This window comes from Tsukamurella sp. M9C, assembly GCF_020169415.1.
Lineage (GTDB): Bacteria > Actinomycetota > Actinomycetes > Mycobacteriales > Mycobacteriaceae > Tsukamurella.
Genome location: NZ_JAIULG010000005.1, coordinates 68,278 through 87,323 on the forward strand (window position 1 = coordinate 68,278; position 19,046 = coordinate 87,323).

Consider the following 19,046-nt stretch of genomic DNA (forward strand, 5'->3'; position numbering starts at 1 on the left):
ATGGTATGCGAGTCAGCTGCGAGAACCGATTCGCCGTCCGGGGAAGACGGGATCGCTTAAGGGATTCTCAGTCCGTGCGATGCCGCAGGTCAGGAAAGTCCGTCAGGAATCGGTCCGGTCCTTGCGGATCGGCGCCTCGACGTGCGTGCCCCAGACGGTGCGGGTCCCGAGTGTGAGATCCGCCGCACGCGCCTGGGAGTACGGAACGAGCCGCATCACGTCGCCGAAGTCCTGGCCCAGGTCGCCCTGGAGGTAGCCGGGGATCTTCTCCTGCTGGAGCAGCATCTGCGACCAGCCGAGCGGGCCGCCGCCGAGGGTGCCCTCCCACTCCGTGGTGACGGGCGACAGGTTCTGATCGGGGGTGATCCGCCACTGCGGCACCTCCGCGACGCCGTTGGCGTGGCTGAACGGCCGCTGGCACGGGAAGGCCAGGCCGGACGTCCAGTCGAGCAGCACCGGCTCGGTGGAGCCGATCAGTTCCTGCGCCGTGACCAGCTTCGACACCCGCGGCGGGGTCACGGCGAGCCAGTGGTCGATCGCCAGGTCGTCGTCGAGCGCGACGACCCGGATCGCGGTGGCGTCCGCGGGCAGGTCGGTGCGGGGCAGGCGCAGGTTCCGCCACGCCGGCTTCGGCCCGATGTCGATGAAGGACTTCTTGCCCGCGACCTTCGGCTGGGCGCCGGCGGCCGGCGCATCGGTGGAGTACTCGACGTACAGCTCGTCGTCGGTGAACTTCCCGGCGGCGGAGAGCGTGATGAGCGAGCGGTCCGCGGCGTTCGCCGGCAGCGGGTACCACTTCGAGACCACCTGGGCCTTGACCTGGCCCTCCTGCGAGTAGGAGCCGAGCACCGGGGTGCGCGCCGGGTCCAGGCCGTAGGGCAGGCGCATGTGCGAGCCGTTGATCCCGGCCGTCGACGTGCGGCCCGACGTGGTGTCCTGCGGCAGCCGCGCCATCGCGTCGAGCGAGGTGCTCGAATCGTCGGTGTTGGAGCTGGTGGTGGCGTTGATGATGGTCGGCACCCCGTCGGGCGAGACGCCGGTGGTGCCCGGCCCGGCGAGGCCGTCGCGGATGTTCCCGTCGAGCGGCAGCAGCAGGCCCGACGTGGGATCCGGCTCGGTGAGCACGTAATCGGCCAGGTTGCAGCCGTCGCCGCCGAACGCCCGGAGGTTCGCCTTGCCGTTGGAGAACGAGGAGAACTGGGTGATGCCGGTCGTCGCGAGCATCGAGCCGACGCACAACACGACCACCGTCCAGGCGGCCCACGTGATCGACGACTGGCGACTGAAGAAGTCGACGACCCGCTTCGCCCGCGGCGGCACCGGGGCCGGATCGGGCTCGTGGAAGTGCAGCCACCCGGCGACCAGCAGCGCGACGCCCGCCCCGGCGAAGAAGACCGTGCCGAGGGCGAGCACCGTCGACTCGCCCCAGGGCACGCCGTAGTTGCTGGCGTACCACCAGCCGTTCGGGCCGCTGAAGGACAGGCCGAGCACCAGGAGGACCACGGAGGCGCTCAGCGCGCGATTGCGGGCGCTGCGCAGGGCCGCGGGGGCCAGCGCGATCGCCGTGAGCGCGGCCAGCGCGCCCGCCAGGCCCGCGAAGGCGCCGAACTGGTGCGTCCACTTGGTGGGGGTGAACATGAGCAGCAGTAGGCCGCCCAGCGTGACGGCCACGAGGCGCCGGCTCGGCCCGAGGCTCGCGCCGGGGATCCGACCCTTGCGCAGGAGCACCGCGCCCGTGAGCAGCAGGCAGGCGATGGTGACGATGACCGCGAACCGTCGGGCGACGCCGCCGTCGGCCGTGAACGTGAACAGGGCCGAGTACCGGTCGATCTCGTTGTACCACTTCTTGGTGTCGACGACGGTGCCCACGTCGGACTGCATCAGCGTCTTCTGCACGAAGGCCGACGCGGTGAGCTTGGAGAAGATGATCGGCACCAGCAGCACCCCGGCGGCGAGCACCGGCGCCACGTACGCGGCGATCGTGAGCCGGAACCCGGCGGGGCTCGTGCGGGCCCGGGCGAGGATCCGCCGGCCCACCGGCCGCACGCCGGCCAGCAGCGCGGCCACCGTCATGATGCCCGTCGGCCCGGCCGCCACCGTCCACCCCGCGAAGACCGCGGCCGCCGCGAAGGGCAGGACCCGGCCCGTCGCGATCGCCCGCTCCACCGAGCACCAGGTGAGCAGCGCGCCCAGCGCGATCACGGGCTCGGGGCGCAGCCCGTTGTTGAAGGCGAACCAGTAGACTAGGAAGACCCCGGCGGCGGCCCACAGCGCGAACCGCGAGCGCGCGGCCCGGCCCAGCCGGGGGACCACCTCCCGGCTGATGATCAGCCAGGTCGCGATACCGCAGATCAGGGCGGGCAGCCGGACCCACGGGCTGGCCGTCGAGAGGTGCGAGAGCCACGCGAAGGCCTGGTAGTACCAGCCGAAGGGGGTCTCGGGCGCGCCGTACCAGCGGTAGTAGTTCGCGGTGTAGCCCGCGGCCTCCGCCGTGCGGGCCATGGTGAGGATGTAGCCGTCGTCGGAGGTGTTCGCGCCGATCACGTGCCAGGTCGCCAGCAGGGCGAGGACGGTGCTGTCGAGCTTCGTCGGGCGCCACCACCCCTCGGGCATGATCCGACGGTGCCGGCGGCCGTCGGCCGCGACGTCGAGCCGGTGCAGGGCGACGAGGCTCGCGAGGATCAGCGCGATCGCGAGGACGATGACGACCCACCGGGCGGCGGCCGGAACCGTCGAGTAGCGCGTGTCGATATCCGCACGGAACTGAATTCGCGTGCTGTCCGTGACTGTGCCATGCAGGTCTGTGAACACCCCGACGACCTGGGGCCGGTAGTCGAAGCCGTTGTCCTTGCCGCCCGCGAGCGGCGTGCCGTCGGGGGCGGAGACGCCCGTGACCTCGGCCTTCACCGTCTTGGTGTCGCCGGAGAAGACGATCGCGCGGCAGCCCGGGGCGCTCAGCGCCGCGACGTCGACCGTGAGCAGGGGGGTGTTGCGGACCACCACTTCCAGCATGCGCCGCTGGTCGGGGAGTGTGTTGACGCCGATGGTCATGCCCCGTCGGACGGTGTCGGGGGAGTCGACGGGGCCCGTCGCGACCAGGGTCCCCGCACCCCCGGGAAGTCCGCCGACAGCGGAACAGGGGATTGTGACGTCGATCCTATCGGGCACGTAGGACATGAGCGGCGCCGTGACGGCCTCGAGCGATCCGCGCTGCGGCCAGTCCAGTGCGGCGGTGGTCTGCTGGACCGGCATGAACGGCGTGAGCAGCGCGAACAGGACGCCGAGCACGCCGGTCAGTGCGGCGGTCCGGGCCGTGGAGCGGACGGTGCGGGCAGCGTCGGACGGTTCGGGCACCCCGCGAGTCTAGACGTCGCGACCTGGCGGAATCCGGGCGAACCGGTTCTATGAGTGGCTTGGTGTACAACGAGCCGACGAACCGACGTATCGTTTCGGTCATGAGGGGATCCGACCGGCCGACACGCGCAGTCCGCGCCGTCGTGCGTGCGGTGACCCCGCAGTCCGGATCGGGTCCGGGAACCGTCGCCGAAGTGGTCGCCGCGTACTCCGAGCATCTCGGCCGGCGGATCGACGTGCAGCGCATGACGCTGCCCGTCGGCGTCTTCGGGATGTGGCTGCGCTCCGACGAACGCGACCTGCTGGTGGTCTCCAGCGGCGTCGCCACCTTCGAGCAGACGCTCGCGCACGAACTGGGCCACCTGGTGCTCGGCCACGAGCAGGGCTGCTCCTCCGATCCCGACAGCGGCCGGGCCGCGCGGTGCGAGGCCGAGGCGGAGTCCTTCGCCACGCTGCTCGTGCGCCGTGTCAAGGCCGGGCACACGATCACCCGCGTCGACTCGGTGGTCGACGAACTGCTCGGATGATCGCGTCGCTCGTCGCACCGATCCTCTGGCTCGGTGCGCTGGAAAGATTCAGCCGGTGGCAGACGAACCGGAACCCTCCGGCGGGCGGTGCGCTGCTCACCGCGGTCGCGCTCGCGCTGATGGTCACCATCGACACCCCGGTGTCCATCGAGGCGCTGGGCCGACTGGGCCTGTCCGAGTACGAAGTGGTGACCATCGAGCGGGTCCTACTGCTCGTGGCCTGCTACGGCGCGCTCGTCTTCGCCTTCGCGCTCGACGGGCGGCTGAGCCGGGCCCGGCTCCTGGTATGGGCGCCGCCGCTCGTCGTGGTCGGCGTGATCATCGTGACCGGGTCCGCCCTCGGCCACCTCGGCGACCCGACGGGCTTGGGCTTCGGCGGCGACTTCGGGCTCGCGGTCGAGACGGCGCTGGTCTACACCTGCCTCGGAGCCACGGCGCTGGTCGTGGCCGTGTCCACGTGGCGGGTGTCCAAGCGCAGCCGGGTGCACCGCGCGCAGCTCCGGCTTCTGGCGCTGGGTGGGGTCCTGCTCGCGGTCGTCGCGGTCGCGAACGTCATCGCCGGCGGCGTCCTGCTCCAGCAGCTGCAGGTGGGCGTGTGGGTGCTCCGGCTGAACCGGTTCATGCTGGACGCCGCGTTCGCGAGCTGGACGCTGGTGCTGATGGCTTCGTGGCTCGCGTCGATCCTCATCTCGGCGCGGGAGTGGCTGCACTTCCGGCCGGCGTACGAGCAGGTCAAGGAGTTGTTCCCCGACCTCGAGGCCGTCGTGCGGCAGGGCGGCGGCTGGGTCGAGACGGCGGAGGCGCGTGCCGTCGTCGTGCTCGACGGCTGGGCGATGCTGGCCAGCCCCGGCGACGGCAAGTTGTCCGACGCCTCGCCGGTCGACCGCGCCGCCGCGGTGGCGCGATGGCTGGATCGTGAGGCGCCGTACGGCTCCGTGCACGCCGTCGATCTGGAGCCCCCGTCGGGCTGGCGGACCTCGCGCTGGACGGCCGCAGTGACGAAAAGGGCCCAGCACACCCCGTCGCCCCTGTTGGAGCGGGTGCGCTGAGCCCCGGTGGGCCGCTGCCGGCCCGGCGGGCCAGAGGCCCGGAGAGGTGCGCGGCCTAGGCCTTGTCGTCCTCCGCCTCGAGCTCGGCGAGCAGGCCGGCGAGCGCGGCCCGGCGGTCCGCCGAGAGCTTCGTCGAACGGCGCGCCATCTCGAGCATGCCCGACTCGCGAAGCTCGCGGGTCAGCTCCAGATCGCCCAGGACCTCACGCTCGTAGAGCGGGTCCGAGAAGTACTCGGCGCGGACGCCGAAGGTCTGTGCGATGGACGCCACCATGTCGTACGCGGGGCGCGAGCTCCGGCCGGAGCGCAGCTGCGACAGATAGGGAACGGACAGCTTGCCGCCGCTCTCCTCGACCATCCTGCAGAACTCCGAGGAGGTGTAGGGCCCCCGGTCTGCGGGATGCACGACCTCGAAAAGTCGATTCAATTTGGCCGCGAACGTTGTCATAAGGCCCTCCCTTCCAGATTGCGAATACTGGGAGATTACATGATCCGCGGGTCAGATGCGCACGGCGTGGGACATGTATCCCATTTCCTGTGATCCACCCCGGGCTATTCTGGGCCCATGGGAGCCCGCATTCTGGTGCTGAACGGACCGAATCTGAACATGCTGGGCGTGCGGCAGCCGCAGGTCTACGGGCAGAATTCGTACGCCGACGTCGTCGACGTTTGCCGTCGGGCGGCGGCCGCGCGCGACGCCGAAGTGGAGGTCCGTCAGACCAATGACGAGGCCGAGCTGGTGGGGTGGATCCACGATGTCGCACGCGACCGAAAATTCTCCGCGATCGTGGTTAATCCGGCAGCATGGACACATACTTCAGTGGCTGTCGCCGATGCTTTGGTGATCCCCGAGGTGCCGATCATCGAGGTGCACATCTCCAACGTCCACGCCCGTGAGGCCTTCCGGCACCACTCCTACGTCTCGCCTATCGCGGCCGGCGTGATCGCCGGATTCGGGATCGCCGGGTACGGCTACGCGGTGGACCGCGCCGTCGACCTGTCCTGAGGTCAGGCCGGCGCGGACGTGCGGGCGCGCAGCCCGTCGACGATGAGGTCGACGCCGCCCGCGAAGGCCCGATCGGTGGCGGTCTGGTCGAGCTCGCCCGCGGCTGCCCCGGCGCGGGCCATCGCCTCGCGGGTCTGCTCCTCGAAGGTGAAACCGACGACGAAGTGCGTCAGCGTGAGGGCGACGGCGCTAGCGTCCGCAGGACCCGCGCCCGCCGAGGCCGCGATCTCGGCGATCTGCGACTGCAGATTGCTGGTGCCCAGCTGCGAGGCCAGCGATGCGGAGACCACCTCCGCGCCGTCCCGGTGCTTGCGGAGCACGGCGCGCAGCGCGTGCGCGTAGCCGGTGAGCTGGCGGTCCCAGCGCATCCGCGACTTCGACGCCGCCGCGGCCAGCGCCGGATCGGCGAGGATGGTGTCGGCGATCGCCGCGAGCAGCGACTGCTTGTTGGGGATGTGCCAGTACAGCGCGCCCGGCGCGACGCCGAGGTCGGCCGCCACCCGACGCATCGTCAGGTCCGGGAGGCCCGACCGGTCGAGGACGCCGATCGCGGAGGTCAGCACGTCGGAGCGGTTGATGGCCACGGACTTGACTCTAGCCGAGCGCCCCGATACTTCTTGAACCGTGTTCAACGCCGCCACGTATCGCGCCACGCCGCGCGATCTCGCCCTCGTCGCCGTCTTCACCGCCCTCACCGCGGTGCTGGCGATGCCCACCATCACGATCAGCGGCATCGCGCCCATCACCCTGCAGACCCTGGGGTTCATGCTCGCCGCGTCGCTGCTCGGCTTCCCGTGGGGCGGGGCCTCGGTGGCGCTGTACGTGCTGCTCATCGTCGTGGGGCTGCCGATCGGCGCGGGCGGCCGCGGCGGCCTGGCGGTGCTCACCGGCCCTACGGGCGGCTTCCTCATCGGCGGCATCATCGGGGCCCTGGTGACCGGCTGGCTCGTCGACAAATGGGGCCGCACGAATCCCTTCACGGTGGGCCTCGCCAACATCATCGGGCTGGTGCTCATCGTGTACGCGATCGGCCTGCCGTGGCTGGGCTGGCGCACCGGCTCGGGCCTGTTCGCCAAGCTCACGCTCGGTTTCCAGTTCGTCCCCGGCGACCTGATCAAGGTGGTCATCACGTCGCTCGTGGTGGTGACGGTGGCGCGGGCGTATCCGGCCATCGCGAAGAAGGGGGCATGACCCCGCGCGGGGTCGCCCGCCGCGCCCCCGCGAGGGCGTGGGCGTGATCCGGCTCGACGACGTCCACCACGCCTACGACGAGCGCCCCGTGCTGCGGGGCATCACGGCGGAGCTGTCGGAGCGGCGGATCGGGATCATCGGGGCCAACGGCTCCGGTAAGTCGACGCTCGCGCGCACGTTCAACGGCCTCGTCGTCCCGGACAGCGGCACCGTCGAGACCCTGGGGCTGGACGTGCGGAAGAAGCGCTCCGAGGTGCGCCGCAAGGTGGGCTTCATGTTCGCCGACGCGGCCGCGCAGATCGTCATGCCGACGCCGGCCGAGGACGTCGCGCTGTCGCTGCGCCCGCCGGGCCGCGGCCGACGGCGGCCCGTCGACACCGATCGGGTGATGGCCGTGCTCGCCGAGTTCGGCCTCGCCGACCACGCCGATTCCCCCGCGCAGCTGCTGAGCTCGGGGCAGAAGCAGATGCTTGCCTTCGCGTCGGTGCTGGTCACCGACCCGGAGATCCTCGTCTGCGACGAGCCCACGACCCTGCTCGACCTGCGCAACGTGCTCAAGGTCCGGGACCGCCTCGCCGCGCTCGACCAGCAGGTCGTCCTGCTCACGCACCACCTCGACATGCTCGACGACTTCGACCGCGTGTTGGTCATGGACGACGGTGCCCTCGTCCACGACGGCCCGCCCGCCGAGTCGATCGCCTTCTACCGCGAGCTGGCGGCCCGCTGATGCTGGGCCGCTACGTCCCCCGCGATTCCCCGATCCATCGCACCCCCGCGGCGGTGAAGCTTCTGGCGATGCTGGCGCTCGTCACCTTCCTGGCGATCCTTCCGCGGCCGGTCCCGCTCGCGGTGTCGGCGCTGGTGGTGGCCGCGCTGTTCCCGGTCGCCCGGCTGCGCCCGGTGCACCTGTGGCGGGCCCTGCGCCCGGCGCTGCTCTTCTCGGTGGTGCTCACGGCCTTCTACCTGCTCAGCCAGGGCCTGTCCGATGGTGCGCGCGCGGCCGTCGGCCCCGTCGGGCAGCTCGTGGTGGGCGTGCTGGCGGGCAACCTGCTGGTCTTCACCACCCGCGCGACGGACCTCGCCGCGCTCGCCGGGCGGGTGCTCGGCTGGCGCGTGGAGCTGCTGATCGCCCTGACCATCCGCTCCATCCCGACGGTGATCGCCGTCGTCCGGGAGACTCGCGAGGCCGCGTGGGCGCGGGGGCAGCGAGCCTCGCTCGTCCGCGTCCTCCCGACGGTGCTGGTCCGCCTGATCCGCGACGCCGACCTCCTCGGCGAGGCCCTCGCCGCCCGCGGCCTGTAGTCGCGAGGACCGCGTCAGCGCAGCGGGTGGGTGAGGAGCAGCTCGCAGTTGCGGTCGGCGGCGGCGCCGAGGAGGGCGTCGTCGCGGTGGATGTCGTTGTAGGACAGCTCCCGGTACAGGCTCGCGAGGCCCTTCGCGCTGAGGTCCGACGGGTTCGCCGTCGCGGGGCTCGCGGCCTCGATGAGCGGCGTGAACAGGCTCAGCGTGCCGTCGCGGTTGTCGGCGACCTCGATGATCCGCGCCAGCTGCGGGAAGTCGACGTGGCTGGCGGTGTTGATCTCCCAGAAGCTCTGCTTCGGCGTGGGGCCGGTGTGCGGGATCATCTCGTTCTTGTGGGTGTGGCCGTTCACCCAGGCGATCACGTTCGGGTGGTCGGTGAGCGTCTTCACGACCACGCCGCCGTCGTACTGCTTCTCGCCGGGCTCCTCGGGGTCGGGGAGCTTGGCGGTCATCGACTTCGACGTGTGGTGGCTGAAAACGATGACCAGCTGGTCCGGGTGGGCCTTCAGCTGCGCGATCAGCCAGGCGAGCTGCTTCTCGCCGATGGTGCCCTCGGCGATGCCCAGGTTGTTGGTGGTGTCCAGCGCGATGCCGAGCACGCCGGGCGCGATCTGGAAGGTGTACCAGGTGGGGCCGTCCGGGCTGGAGAAGCCGTGCCCGACGGGGCCGGGGCCGGTCACCGCCGGGTCGAAGTGCCGGCGCACGAAGTCGCGGGGGCTGAACGGAGCCCGCTTGGCATCGACGGTCACGGGGATCACCGGCCCGGAGAGCTTGAGCTTGGTGAGCATCGGCCCGACCTGCGACGGATCCGTCGTGAGCGCGCGGGCGATGGCGAGCGCCGCCGGGTCGGTGTGCGGGATGTCGAGCTTGACCGGCGAGAGGTAGAGCCAGTCGGCGATACCGTTGGGCAGCGTGCCGAGCAGGCTGTCGTCGTGGTTGCCGACCACCGCGTACCAGGGCATGCGCAGCCCCGGGCTGGTGGTCATGGGTAGAGACCCTAGCCACAAGTCACATGAGACACATGAACAACACGCGTAACATCGTTGACCGACGGATGACGCCCGGGTGGTGCCACCCGGGCGTCGCGTCGTGCGCTACTTCGCCAGGTACTCGCCCAGCTGCTTGACGATGAGGTTGGCGCCGGTCGGGCCCAGGCCCAGGTACCAGACGTCGTCGTCCACGCGGAAGGCCTTGCCCTTCTGCACGCCGCTGAGCTGCGACCATGCGGGGTTCGCCAGCGCCGCGGTCTCGCCGGTGTTCTCGGGCTTGCCGTAGCTGGAGTAGAAGATGTAGTCGCCGTCCGCCTGGGAGATGTTCTCCAGCGAGATCTCGGTGGCCAGCTCGTCGACGCCCTGGTTGCCGGCGCGCGGCAGGCCGGCGTCCTGCAGGATCACGCCGATGAGCGACTTGTTGCCGTAGAGGCGCAGCCGGTTCGGCATGAACCGGACGAGCGAGATGGTGGGCTTCTGGCCGGTGAACTTCGCGCTGAGCGCCTTCGCGTTGTCCGCGTAGGAGTTGAGTGCGTCGACGGCCTTCGTCTCCTCGCCGAGAGCCGCGCCGATCAGGCGGAAGTTCTCCTTCCACGGGAAGCCGGGGCGGATGGAGAAGACGGTCGGCGCGATCGCGGAGAGCTGGTCGTACTGCTTGTCCACGCGCAGCTGGCTGCCGAGGATCAGGTCGGGCTTGAGCTTGGCGATGGCCTCGAGGTTCAGGCTCGTGTTCTTGCCGACGGTCTCGACGCCCTGCACCTTGTCGGCGAGGTAGGTCGGGATCGGGCTGGCGCCGTCGGTGACCACGAGGCCGACGGGCTTGATGCCGAGGGTGAGCACGGAGTCCAGCTCGCCGCTGTCGAGCACGACGACGCGCTCGGGCTTCTTCGGGATCTCGGTCACGCCGCGCGCGTGCTTGATGGTGCGCGGGAAGACGCCGGGCGCCGCGTCGGTGCCGAGCTTGGCCGTCTCGGCGTCGGCGGTGCCGAAGCGCTCTCCGCCGGTGGCGACCTCGGTGTTGCCGGGGGTCTTGGCGTCGTCGTTCGAGTTCGAGCAGGCGCTGATGCCGACGGTGGCGGCCAGTAGGACGACCGCGGGCGCGAGCCGGCGGGCGAGGGATCGTTTCATCACGCGCCGAAGCGTACCGCGCACGTTAGGTGAGGCAAATCAAAGTTACGTCGGGTAAGGGGTGCGATCTCGACGGCCGGCCCCGCGCGATGGCTCAGGTCAGCGACGAGATCGTGCGGTCGGCGGTTCCCGGCGACAGGAGGTCCATCACCGGCAGGACGGCGCGCAGCGCCGCGGGCGAGACCTCGACCGGCTGGTGCGTGATCGCGCGGACGATCCACCGGCCCGCCTCGTCGGGCTCGAGGGCGGAGGCCCCGGAGTACTCGGCGGTCGGCGCGATCATCTCGGTGCGGACCAGCGGGAAGTAGACGTTGGTCGCGTGCACGCCGGGGTGCGGGCGCTCGGCGTTGAGGCTGCGGCCGAAGATCGCGAGCGCGCTCTTCGACGCCGCGTACGCGGAGAACTTGGGGAAGGTGTTCGCGAGCAGGCCCCACGTGCAGACGTTGACGATCTGCCCGCGGCCGCGCTCGATCATCCCCGGCAGCACGCCCAGCGAGAGCTGCACGGCGGAGAAGTAGTTGAGGTTCATCGTGCGCTGGTAGTCGTGGAAGCGCTCGGTGGAGTCGGCGATGGTCCGCCGGATGGAGTGGCCGGCGTTGTTGACCAGCACGTCGACCTCGCCGAGGTCGGTGAGCAGCCCGTCGATCGAGTCGGTGTCCGTCAGGTCGCAGACGCGGTACTCGCCGCCGGTGAGCGCGCACAGTTCCTCGAGCTCCTGCTCGCGCCGCGCCACCGCGATGACGTGGGCGCCGCGCTCGGCGAGCTGCAGGGCGGCCTCGCGGCCGATGCCCGCCGACGCCCCGGTCACGACGATCCGCAGGCCGCGCAGCGTCCGGCCCTTCCCGGCGAGGGCCGCGTCGACGGAGTCGGGCAGCAGGCTGCGGCGCTGCATGAGGTCGCGCACGGAACGGGACAGGGACATGGTCACTTCCTCACGATCACGACGAACGGGCCCGTCTCGGTGACGGCGAATCTCGGGTCCTCGAAGAGCTTCTCGGGGAAGACGACGGTGTACCGGCGCACGTTCGGGTCGTTGGGGTAGACGTCCTCGGCGAGGCGCAGGGAGAGGCCGTCGGCGGACCGTCGGAAGACGAAGGCGTCCGGGGCGCGCCACGGCGTCTCGCCGAGGGCCTTGAGCAGCTCGTCCGGCGTCTCCAGCTTCGCCCACGCCTCGATCGCCGCGGACCGGGCGGTGAAGTGCGCCAGGGGGTTCGCGTAGTTCGACGTGAGGTTCTGGAAGCCCCAGTACGGGTAGATCGCGAGGAAGCCGTAGTCGGCCGTGAGCACGACGGTGTCGGTCCGCGGCCTGCCCGTCGCGGCCAGGATGGCGGCGTCCACGTCCTTGTACGACGATTCCGCGCCCGCGGGTCGGCGGTCGCCGCGCTCGCCGTGGCCGTCGGTATCGGAGTAGGCGACGGCGATCTCCCCGGCCAGCTGCGCCGGGATCGTCTGCGCCACACCGATCGCGGCGAGCACGCCGAGGACGACGCCGGCGTCGCGGTACCGGGGGTAGCCGTCGCCGAGCGCGCCGACCATCGTCACCGCGCCGAGCGCGCCAGCGGCGGCGAGCAGGATGTGCAGCACCGGCTCGGTGCGGAAGCCGAGGAGCGTCGTGCCGGCGGGGGAGGCGGCCATGGAGAGGATCGCCCACAGGTACGAGCCGGCGATGCCGAGGCCGAGCGCCTGCGCGGGCAGGCTGGAGCGGGCCTTCACCAGGACCCAGATCACGCCGATCATGCCGAGCGCACCGAGCAGCGTGAAGTGCAGCATCGGCAGCGAGAGAACGGAACCCTGCTCGGGCAGGTAGTGGAACGCGGAGCCCTTGGAGTCGGTGCCGTCGCGAACCACGCGCAGCAGGAACGGCCCGTACGCGGGGAGTCCGATCGCGATGGCGATGACGCCCATTGCCGCGACCCGCGCCGGGTAGCGCCACTCGAACCGGCGCTCGCGGATCCAGGCGGCGATCAGCGCGACCAGGCCCATCAGCACGATGGTGAACGCCGCGACGCCCAGGTACAGCGTGTAGAACCACACCGCGACGCCGAGGTACACGCCCACCAGGACGATCGCCCTGCGGCGGCCGCGGAGGATGGCGGACCAGGCGACGATCAGCGCGGGCGGCAGCAGGATCGCGACCGCGGCGCCGTAGGGCTCGGCGGAGCCGTAGAGCAGCATCGCGACCGTGGTGGCGAGCGTCGCGGCGATCGCGCGCGCGGGACCGACGACGGTGAGCCACAGGGCCAGCGCGACGGCTGCCGCGACGGCCAAGGAGATGATCGACCAGGGCTGGAACGCCGCCCAGCCCTCGAGCCCGAAGAGCTTCGCGAAGCGCCCGCCGAGCCAGAACCAGCCGGGGGAGTACAGCGGCGGCATGTCGATGTAGGTCATGTCGGCCAGCCGCGGCGACGAGGTGAACCGGGTCAGGTACTCGGTGCGGAACTGCTGGTCGACCGAGATGCCGCCGAGGTAGAGCTTGGTGCCGCCCAGCGGCAGGGCCAGGGTGACGGTGACGAACCCGGCCACCGTCGCGAAGGAGAGCAGCCGGGCGACGCGGGCCTGCCAGGCCGGGACGGACCGCGACAGCAGTACCGCGCACGCGGCGAGCACGACGATCGCGATCACCTGGAAGACGGTCGAGAACGCGCGGGTGACGTTGGAGCTGCTGTACGCGGGCCACTCGACGGAGCTGATGGCGAACCACCCGACGACGCCGACCGCCGCCGCGAGGATCGCGGCGGCGGCGAGGTCGAGGGCCAGGTCCCGCCCCCGGGCGGGGGCCTCGGGGGCGTCGACGGTGCGCGTGTCAGTCACGCGGGCCAGCGTAAAGGGTGGTTCCGAGAATCGGACGCGCCCCCTAGATCGGGAGCTTCTTGAAGATCGGCTGCGGGATGTTCTTCAGGCCGAAGCTGACGAAGCCCCACGGCGCGGGCGCGTAGATCAGCGACTTGCCCTTGATCGCGGCGTCGACGGCGAGCTTGCCGATGACGTCCTTGTCGATCGTCAGCGGCGCCTCCTTGACGTGCGCGGAGAACTTGGTGCGCACCATGCCCGGGCGGACCACGAGGACGGAGCCGCCGAAGGGCTCCAGGGCCTGGCCCAGGTTGAGGTAGAAGCCGTCGAAGCCGGCCTTGGAGGAGCCGTAGACGAAGTTGCTGCGGCGCGGGCGCAGGCCGGCGACGGAGCTCATGGCGATGATCTGGCCGTGGCCCTGCTCCTTGATCTTCTGGCCCAGGAGCACGCCGACGGACACGGCGCCGGTGTAGTTGACCTGCGCGAGGAGCACGGCCTTGCGCTGGTTCTGCCACAGTTCCTCGGCGTCGAAGTCGAGGGCGAAGGCCACGATCGCGACGTCGATGTCGCCGCCGGAGAAGGCGGCGTCGATGGTCTTCTGGTGACCGTCGAAGTCGGTCGCGTCGAAGTCGATGACCTCGACCGACGTGGCGCCGGCGGCCTCGACCTGGGCGACGGCCTGCTCGCGCAGCGGGTCGTTCGGCAGCGCGGCGAGCACGACGCGCATCGGGCCCTTGGCGAGGTACTCCTCGACGATCGACAGGCCGATCTCGGAGGTGCCGCCGAGCAGCAGCAGGGACTGGGGAACGCCTACGGCGTTGATCATGTGACTGATTCCTTACGGGTCTTAGGCGAGTTCGAGGCGGCGGCCGAGGTCGGAGATGAAGACCCCCGTGGGATCGATCCGCCGACGGGTGGCGATCCAGTCGTCGATCTGCGGGTACATGGCGTGGAAGCGGTCCGCGGTGGTCCGCGAGTCCTTCGCCGTGTAGAGCCGCCCGCCCATGGCCATCACGCGGCGGTCGAGGTCGTCGAGGAACTCGGCGAGGCCACGCTTCACGGGGAAGTCGAGGCACACGTTCCAGCCCTTGAACGGGAAGCTGAGCGGTGCCTGGTTACCGTCGCCGAACAGCTTGATCACGTTGAGGAAGCTGACGTTGCCCGACGCCTGGATGTGCTCGATGAGCTTGACGAACTCGGGCTCGTTGCCGGTGGGGACGATGAACTGGTACTGGCAGAAGCCGCCGGGACCGTACGCGTAGTTCCAGCCGCCGAAGGCGTCGAGCATGTGGTAGAAGGCCGTGAGGTTCTTCACCTTGCCCTTGCTGGGCGGGCCCGCGCGGTAGTAGCCCTCTCCGACGATCGAGAAGTCGAACTTGTTCGCCAGCCCGGGGGGGAAGACGTTGGGGAGGGTGAACAGCGGCTTGTTGTTGAAGCTCAGCGGGTTCTTCCGGTACTTCTCGGGCAGCTCGTCGAGCGTGGCGAGGTTGCCCCGGGAGAACGTGCCGCGACCCAGCTTCGGCGGCGCGCTGATCGCGTCGAACCAGCCCGACGCGTACTCGTAGCCGTCCTCGAAACCGTCCTGCAGATGCAGGTCGAGGGTCTCCTGCAGCGAACCCGTGCGCTCGGTGTCCGCGATGAAGTACGCACTCTCGGTGCGCTTCATCTGGAGCTTCGCGCGCAGGATGATGCCGGTCATGCCGACGCCGGCAACCGTCGCCCAGAACAGTTCGCCCTGGGGGTCGTCGGACGAGCCCTTCGGGGTCAGGGTGAGCACCTTGCCGTCGGCGGTGAGCAACGTCATCTCGGTGATGTGGTTGCCGAACGAGCCCTGGCTGTGGTGGTTCTTTCCGTGGATGTCGTGGGCGATGGCGCCGCCGATCGTGACCTGGCGGGTACCCGGGAGCACCGGGACCCACAGGCCGTACGGCAGGGCGGCCTGCATCAGGTCGTCGAGGCTGACACCCGCGTCCAGGTCGATGATGCCGGTCTCCACGTCGATGTCGTGGATCGCGCTGAGCGGCGTCATGTCGATGGTGAGGCCGCCGGTGTTCTGCGCCGACTCGTTGTACGAGCGGCCCAGCCCGCGCGCGATCACGCCGCGTCGCAGGTAGGCGGGCTTGTCGGCCTCGGCGTCGGCCACGACGGCGACGGCCTTGGCGATCTGGTCCACGTCGGGCGTGGACAGCACGTGGCCCTCGATCGGCGTGGTGCGCGACCAGCCCACCAGCTTGCGCGTCGAGATGGGCAGATAGGGAAGAGTTGTCTCGGACATCGCCCATCAGATTACCGCGCCCAACCTGAGTCGATGCTGAGGTTGAAGCTGCTGTGACCTCGTCTTGGTCACACGTCGGGGCCGTGCGACCCCGCGGGCTCGGTGCTCACCGACAGTCGCGGTTTGTCGTCCGACGGTGCGCCCGGCTCGCGCAGGTGCTCCCACATCGCGTCGACGAGCGGCTGCAGGAACAGGGTGCCCATCTGGCGGACCATCATGGCGATCACCTGGTCGGACTCCGCCCGGTCGGTGGAGGCGAGGTGCGCGGCGCGCAGGCGGACGACCTCGCTGCGGCCCAGTTCGGTGAGCCGGATTAGGAGCTGCGAGCCCGCCGGGTCGAGGAAGGAGCGCCGCAGGTAGTCGACGACCGCGGGGTGCCGGGCGAGCATCTCGCGGACGGAGGCGTCCCGGGCCGCCGCGACGTCGGCGGGCGGACCCTCGTCGGGGACGCGGGCGATCGCCTGCGCGTGGTACTCGACGATCTGCTCCTCGACGGCGGTCCGGAGGCCGTCCTTGGTCGTGAAGTGGTGTTGCACCAGGCCGACGGTGACCCCGGCCCGCGCGGCGACGGCGCGCAGGGAGACGGCGCTCGTCCCGTGCGCGGCGAACAGCTCGAGCGCGGCGTTGCGGATCCGGGCCTTCGCGGTCAGGTCGTCGTTCGACGCGGGGAGGCCGGCCGCTGGTGTCCCTTCCACCTGCGTGATCCTAGCGGCCCGGGCCTTGCGCTGTACACACGCATCGTGGACTATACGAATGTATTGCCCGATCGTGCGCCGAAGAGAAGAGACCGCCCATGACCGCACTGTTCCCCGACTACCGCCCCGCCTGGGAGACCCCCGAGCACACGGAACTGCGCAAGCACGCCGCCGAGTTCTTCCGCCGGGAGGCCACCCCGAACCAGGAGCGGTGGGCCGAGCAGCACCAGGTGGATCGCGAGTTCTGGAACAAGGCGGGCGCCGCGGGGCTGCTCTGCACCGAGTTGCCCGAGTCCCTGGGCGGCGCGGGCGGCGACTTCGGGCACGACACCGTCGTGCTCGAGGAGCTGGTCTTCTCGGGCGACGGTGCCTTCGGCTACGGCGTGCACTCCACCATCTGCGCGCACTACATCGACGACTGCGGCACCGAGGAGCAGAAGGCCCGGTGGCTGCCCAAGGCCGCGTCGGGCGAGGCCGTGCTGGCCGTCGCGATGACCGAGCCCGGCACCGGCTCGGACCTCCAGGCCGTGCGCACCACCGCGGTCCGCGAGGGCGACGAGTACGTGATCAACGGCTCGAAGACCTTCATCTCCAACGGCAGCCACTGCGACCTGCTGATCATCGTGGCGAAGACCGATCCGAGCCAGGGCGCCAAGGGCATCTCCCTCATCGTCGCGGAGACGAAGGACCTCCCCGGTTTCGAGCGGGGGCGGGTGCTCAAGAAGATCGGGCAGCACGGGCAGGACACCCGCGAGCTCTCCTTCACCGACATGCGCGTCCCCGTGGAGAACCTGCTCGGCGGCGTCGAGGGCCAGGGCTTCTACCAGCTGATGCGCCAGCTCCCCCGCGAGCGCCTGAGCATCGCCATCGGCGGCGTCGACGCGGCGGAGAAGGCGGTGGTCGAGGCCATCGCGTACACCAAGGAGCGCAAGGCCTTCGGCCGTCCGATCGCCGACTTCCAGAACACCAAGTTCGTGCTCGCCGACGCCAAGACCGAGGTCTTCGCCGGCCGCACGCTCATCGACCACTGCATCGGCCGCGCCATCGACGGCACGCTCGACGCCGCGACCGCGTCGATGGCCAAGCTCTGGGCGTCCGACATGCAGTGCCGCGTCATCGACAACGTGCTGCAGCTCTTCGGCGGCTACGGCTACATGATGGAGTACCCCATCGCCCAGCTCTACGCCGGCGCGCGCGTCCAGAAGATCTACGGCGGCACCAACGAGATCATGAAGGAGCTGATCGCGCGCAGCCTCTAGAGGCCGCCGCGGATCCGTTGCAGCGCACGGTGTTGGCGCAGCCGCACCGTCGACGGGGCGATCCGCAGCAGTGCTGCGGTCTCGTCGACGGTGCGGCACTGCACCACGCGCAGGTGCAGCACGCGGTACAGCTCGGGCGGCAGCTCCGCCCGGATTCGCGCGTCGTGCGCCCCGTGCCCCATGCGGATTCACGCTAGGCATCGCGGGGCCCGGGCACATCCGCCGTTCGGGTGATGTCCGCGCGCCTCACGTCGGATCGCGGTACGTTGGTCTGGACCGAAACGGACACCCATCCGAGGAGGTCCGATGAACGATTCTTGGGCCGAGACCGTTGCCCGGGCCACCGAACTCCGACGCGAACTTCATCGCCGCCCCGAGCTCGCCTGGGCGGAGCACGCCACCGCCGCGGCCGTGCGCGCCGAACTCGACGCGATCGGCCTCGCGTGGCGGCCCTGCGCGGACACGGGCACCGTCGTCCGCCTCGCCCCGACCGCGACCGGCCGGCACGTCGCGCTGCGCGCCGACCTCGACGCCATGCCGATCCGCGAGGCCACGGGCCTGCCGTACGCCTCCGCGACCGACGGCGTCATGCACGCGTGCGGGCACGACGGCCACACCGCCGCCCTGCTCGCCGCGGCCCGCTGGCTCCACTCCCACGAATCGAGCCTCCCCGGCCCGGTCACGCTGCTGTTCCAGCCCGCCGAGGAGGGCGGGCACGGCGCACGCGGCATGATCGCCGACGGTGCCCTCGACGGCGTGGAAGTCGTCTTCGGCTGGCACAACTGGCCCGGACTGCCCCTCGGCCGCGCCCTCTGCCCCGACGGGCCCGTCATGTCCGCCAACGGCACCTTCGAGATAGAGCTGATCGGCCGCGGCGGCCACGCCTCGCAGCCCGAGGCCACCCGCGATCCCGTCCTCGCCGCGGCCGCCGTCGTCGTCGCGCTGCAGCAGATCGTCGCGCGCCGCACCTCGCCGCAGCAGGCCGCCGTGGTGGCCGTGACCTCTCTGCACGCGGAGAGCGCCGCCACCGTCACCCCCGATACGGCCCGCCTCGCGGGAAGCGTGCGCGCCGCCGACGACGAAGCCCGCACCGGGGTCTTCGCACTCATCGACGAGATCGCGGGCGCCACCGCGGCGGCGCACGGCGTGCGCGCCGCGACCGTGACGACGGTGCGCTACGGGGCCACCGTCAATCATCCTCGCCCGGCGGCCGACCTGCGGGAGCGCCTGTCGACGGTGCTCGGCCCGAACTGGCCCGAGCCCGCCGCCGCGACGCCCGTGCTCGCCTCGGAGGACTTCAGCTACTACCTGCAGCGGATCCCAGGGGCCTTCGCGCTCCTCGGCTCCGGCACCGCGGCGCCGCTGCACAGCGCCGAATACGACTTCGACGATGCCCTGCTCGACCCCGCCGCGCGCCTGCTGGTGGGTCTCGCGGGGGCGCCGGAGCCGCCCTGACAGAAGAGAGTCGAACGGAACGAAAG

19 protein-coding genes are annotated in these 19,046 nt (G+C 70.8%); 8 read left to right on the plus strand and 11 right to left on the minus strand.

Annotated features, from left to right (window positions below):
* Window positions 1-102: 102 nt before the first annotated feature.
* A complete protein-coding gene (locus LB823_RS04670; protein WP_224645601.1) occupies window positions 103-3,354 on the minus strand; it encodes an arabinosyltransferase domain-containing protein in 3,252 nt (1,083 codons plus the stop codon).
* A 101-nt stretch (window positions 3,355-3,455) separates the two neighbouring features.
* On the opposite strand from LB823_RS04670, the gene LB823_RS04675 reads away from it, so the two are divergent.
* A complete protein-coding gene (locus LB823_RS04675) occupies window positions 3,456-3,881 on the plus strand; it encodes an ImmA/IrrE family metallo-endopeptidase (RefSeq protein WP_224645602.1) in 426 nt (141 codons plus the stop codon).
* Window positions 3,878-4,930, plus strand: coding sequence for a hypothetical protein (locus LB823_RS04680; RefSeq protein ID WP_224645603.1), 1,053 nt, complete (start codon window positions 3,878-3,880; stop codon window positions 4,928-4,930). Before LB823_RS04675 ends, LB823_RS04680 begins: the two co-directional genes overlap by 4 nt.
* A gap of 55 nt (window positions 4,931-4,985) precedes the next feature.
* Here LB823_RS04680 and LB823_RS04685 read toward each other — a convergent pair whose 3' ends face one another.
* Window positions 4,986-5,336, minus strand: a complete 351-nt coding sequence (locus LB823_RS04685) for a transcriptional regulator (RefSeq protein ID WP_224645604.1) — start codon at window positions 5,334-5,336, stop codon at window positions 4,986-4,988.
* 159 nt (window positions 5,337-5,495) lie between these two features.
* Here LB823_RS04685 and aroQ point away from each other — a divergent pair, with 159 nt between their 5' ends.
* Window positions 5,496-5,936 carry a type II 3-dehydroquinate dehydratase gene (gene aroQ, locus LB823_RS04690; RefSeq protein ID WP_224645605.1) on the plus strand — a complete coding sequence of 147 codons (441 nt, stop codon included), beginning with the start codon at window positions 5,496-5,498 and terminating at the stop codon, window positions 5,934-5,936.
* A gap of 2 nt (window positions 5,937-5,938) precedes the next feature.
* On the opposite strand, the gene LB823_RS04695 is transcribed toward aroQ, so the two are convergent.
* Window positions 5,939-6,520: a TetR/AcrR family transcriptional regulator C-terminal domain-containing protein gene (locus LB823_RS04695; protein WP_224645606.1), complete on the minus strand. Its 582-nt coding sequence runs from the start codon at window positions 6,518-6,520 to the stop codon at window positions 5,939-5,941.
* Between the two features lie 40 nt (window positions 6,521-6,560).
* Here LB823_RS04695 and LB823_RS04700 point away from each other — a divergent pair, with 40 nt between their 5' ends.
* The 3 genes from LB823_RS04700 to LB823_RS04710 are packed head-to-tail and all read left to right on the plus strand — an operon-like array spanning window position 6,561 to window position 8,429.
* Window positions 6,561-7,127, plus strand: a complete 567-nt coding sequence (locus LB823_RS04700; protein WP_224645607.1) for a biotin transporter BioY — start codon at window positions 6,561-6,563, stop codon at window positions 7,125-7,127.
* Window positions 7,128-7,164: 37 nt separating this feature from the next.
* Entirely contained in the window at window positions 7,165-7,854 is a 690-nt protein-coding gene (locus tag LB823_RS04705) for an energy-coupling factor ABC transporter ATP-binding protein (RefSeq protein WP_374201273.1), read from the plus strand.
* Entirely contained in the window at window positions 7,854-8,429 is a 576-nt protein-coding gene (locus LB823_RS04710; protein ID WP_224645609.1) for an energy-coupling factor transporter transmembrane protein EcfT, read from the plus strand. Before LB823_RS04705 ends, LB823_RS04710 begins: the two co-directional genes overlap by 1 nt.
* Before the next feature lie 14 nt (window positions 8,430-8,443).
* On the opposite strand, the gene LB823_RS04715 is transcribed toward LB823_RS04710, so the two are convergent.
* The 7 genes from LB823_RS04715 to LB823_RS04745 form a co-directional block, all read right to left on the minus strand.
* Window positions 8,444-9,415 carry a TIGR03767 family metallophosphoesterase gene (locus tag LB823_RS04715; protein ID WP_224645610.1) on the minus strand — a complete coding sequence of 324 codons (972 nt, stop codon included), beginning with the start codon at window positions 9,413-9,415 and terminating at the stop codon, window positions 8,444-8,446.
* 108 nt (window positions 9,416-9,523) lie between these two features.
* Window positions 9,524-10,546: an ABC transporter substrate-binding protein gene (locus LB823_RS04720; RefSeq protein WP_224645681.1), complete on the minus strand. Its 1,023-nt coding sequence runs from the start codon at window positions 10,544-10,546 to the stop codon at window positions 9,524-9,526.
* A gap of 94 nt (window positions 10,547-10,640) precedes the next feature.
* Window positions 10,641-11,468, minus strand: coding sequence for an SDR family NAD(P)-dependent oxidoreductase (locus LB823_RS04725; RefSeq protein WP_224645611.1), 828 nt, complete (start codon window positions 11,466-11,468; stop codon window positions 10,641-10,643).
* A 2-nt stretch (window positions 11,469-11,470) separates the two neighbouring features.
* The gene (locus LB823_RS04730; protein WP_224645612.1) at window positions 11,471-13,357 is read right to left on the minus strand and encodes a galactan 5-O-arabinofuranosyltransferase; all 1,887 of its coding nucleotides are present in this window, start codon (window positions 13,355-13,357) and stop codon (window positions 11,471-11,473) included.
* 43 nt (window positions 13,358-13,400) lie between these two features.
* Window positions 13,401-14,162 carry a decaprenylphospho-beta-D-erythro-pentofuranosid-2-ulose 2-reductase gene (locus LB823_RS04735; protein WP_224645613.1) on the minus strand — a complete coding sequence of 254 codons (762 nt, stop codon included), beginning with the start codon at window positions 14,160-14,162 and terminating at the stop codon, window positions 13,401-13,403.
* Window positions 14,163-14,183: 21 nt separating this feature from the next.
* On the minus strand, window positions 14,184-15,611 hold the full coding sequence (locus tag LB823_RS04740; protein WP_224645614.1) for an FAD-binding oxidoreductase: 1,428 nt from the start codon (window positions 15,609-15,611) through the stop codon (window positions 14,184-14,186).
* A 68-nt stretch (window positions 15,612-15,679) separates the two neighbouring features.
* Complete coding sequence (locus LB823_RS04745; RefSeq protein WP_224645615.1) at window positions 15,680-16,306, minus strand: TetR/AcrR family transcriptional regulator; 627 nt, start codon at window positions 16,304-16,306, stop codon at window positions 15,680-15,682.
* 98 nt (window positions 16,307-16,404) lie between these two features.
* Here LB823_RS04745 and LB823_RS04750 point away from each other — a divergent pair, with 98 nt between their 5' ends.
* Window positions 16,405-17,565 (plus strand): acyl-CoA dehydrogenase family protein, encoded by a 1,161-nt coding sequence (locus LB823_RS04750; protein ID WP_224645616.1) that lies wholly within the window; start codon window positions 16,405-16,407, stop codon window positions 17,563-17,565.
* Here the strand turns inward: LB823_RS04750 and LB823_RS04755 are convergent.
* Complete coding sequence (locus LB823_RS04755; RefSeq protein WP_224645617.1) at window positions 17,562-17,747, minus strand: sigma factor-like helix-turn-helix DNA-binding protein; 186 nt, start codon at window positions 17,745-17,747, stop codon at window positions 17,562-17,564. The two genes, LB823_RS04750 and LB823_RS04755, sit on opposite strands and share 4 nt — an antisense overlap.
* Window positions 17,748-17,871: 124 nt before the next feature.
* On the opposite strand from LB823_RS04755, the gene doeB2 reads away from it, so the two are divergent.
* Window positions 17,872-19,020 carry a N(2)-acetyl-L-2,4-diaminobutanoate deacetylase DoeB2 gene (doeB2, locus tag LB823_RS04760; RefSeq protein WP_224645618.1) on the plus strand — a complete coding sequence of 383 codons (1,149 nt, stop codon included), beginning with the start codon at window positions 17,872-17,874 and terminating at the stop codon, window positions 19,018-19,020.
* The last annotated feature ends 26 nt before the right edge of the window (window positions 19,021-19,046 follow it).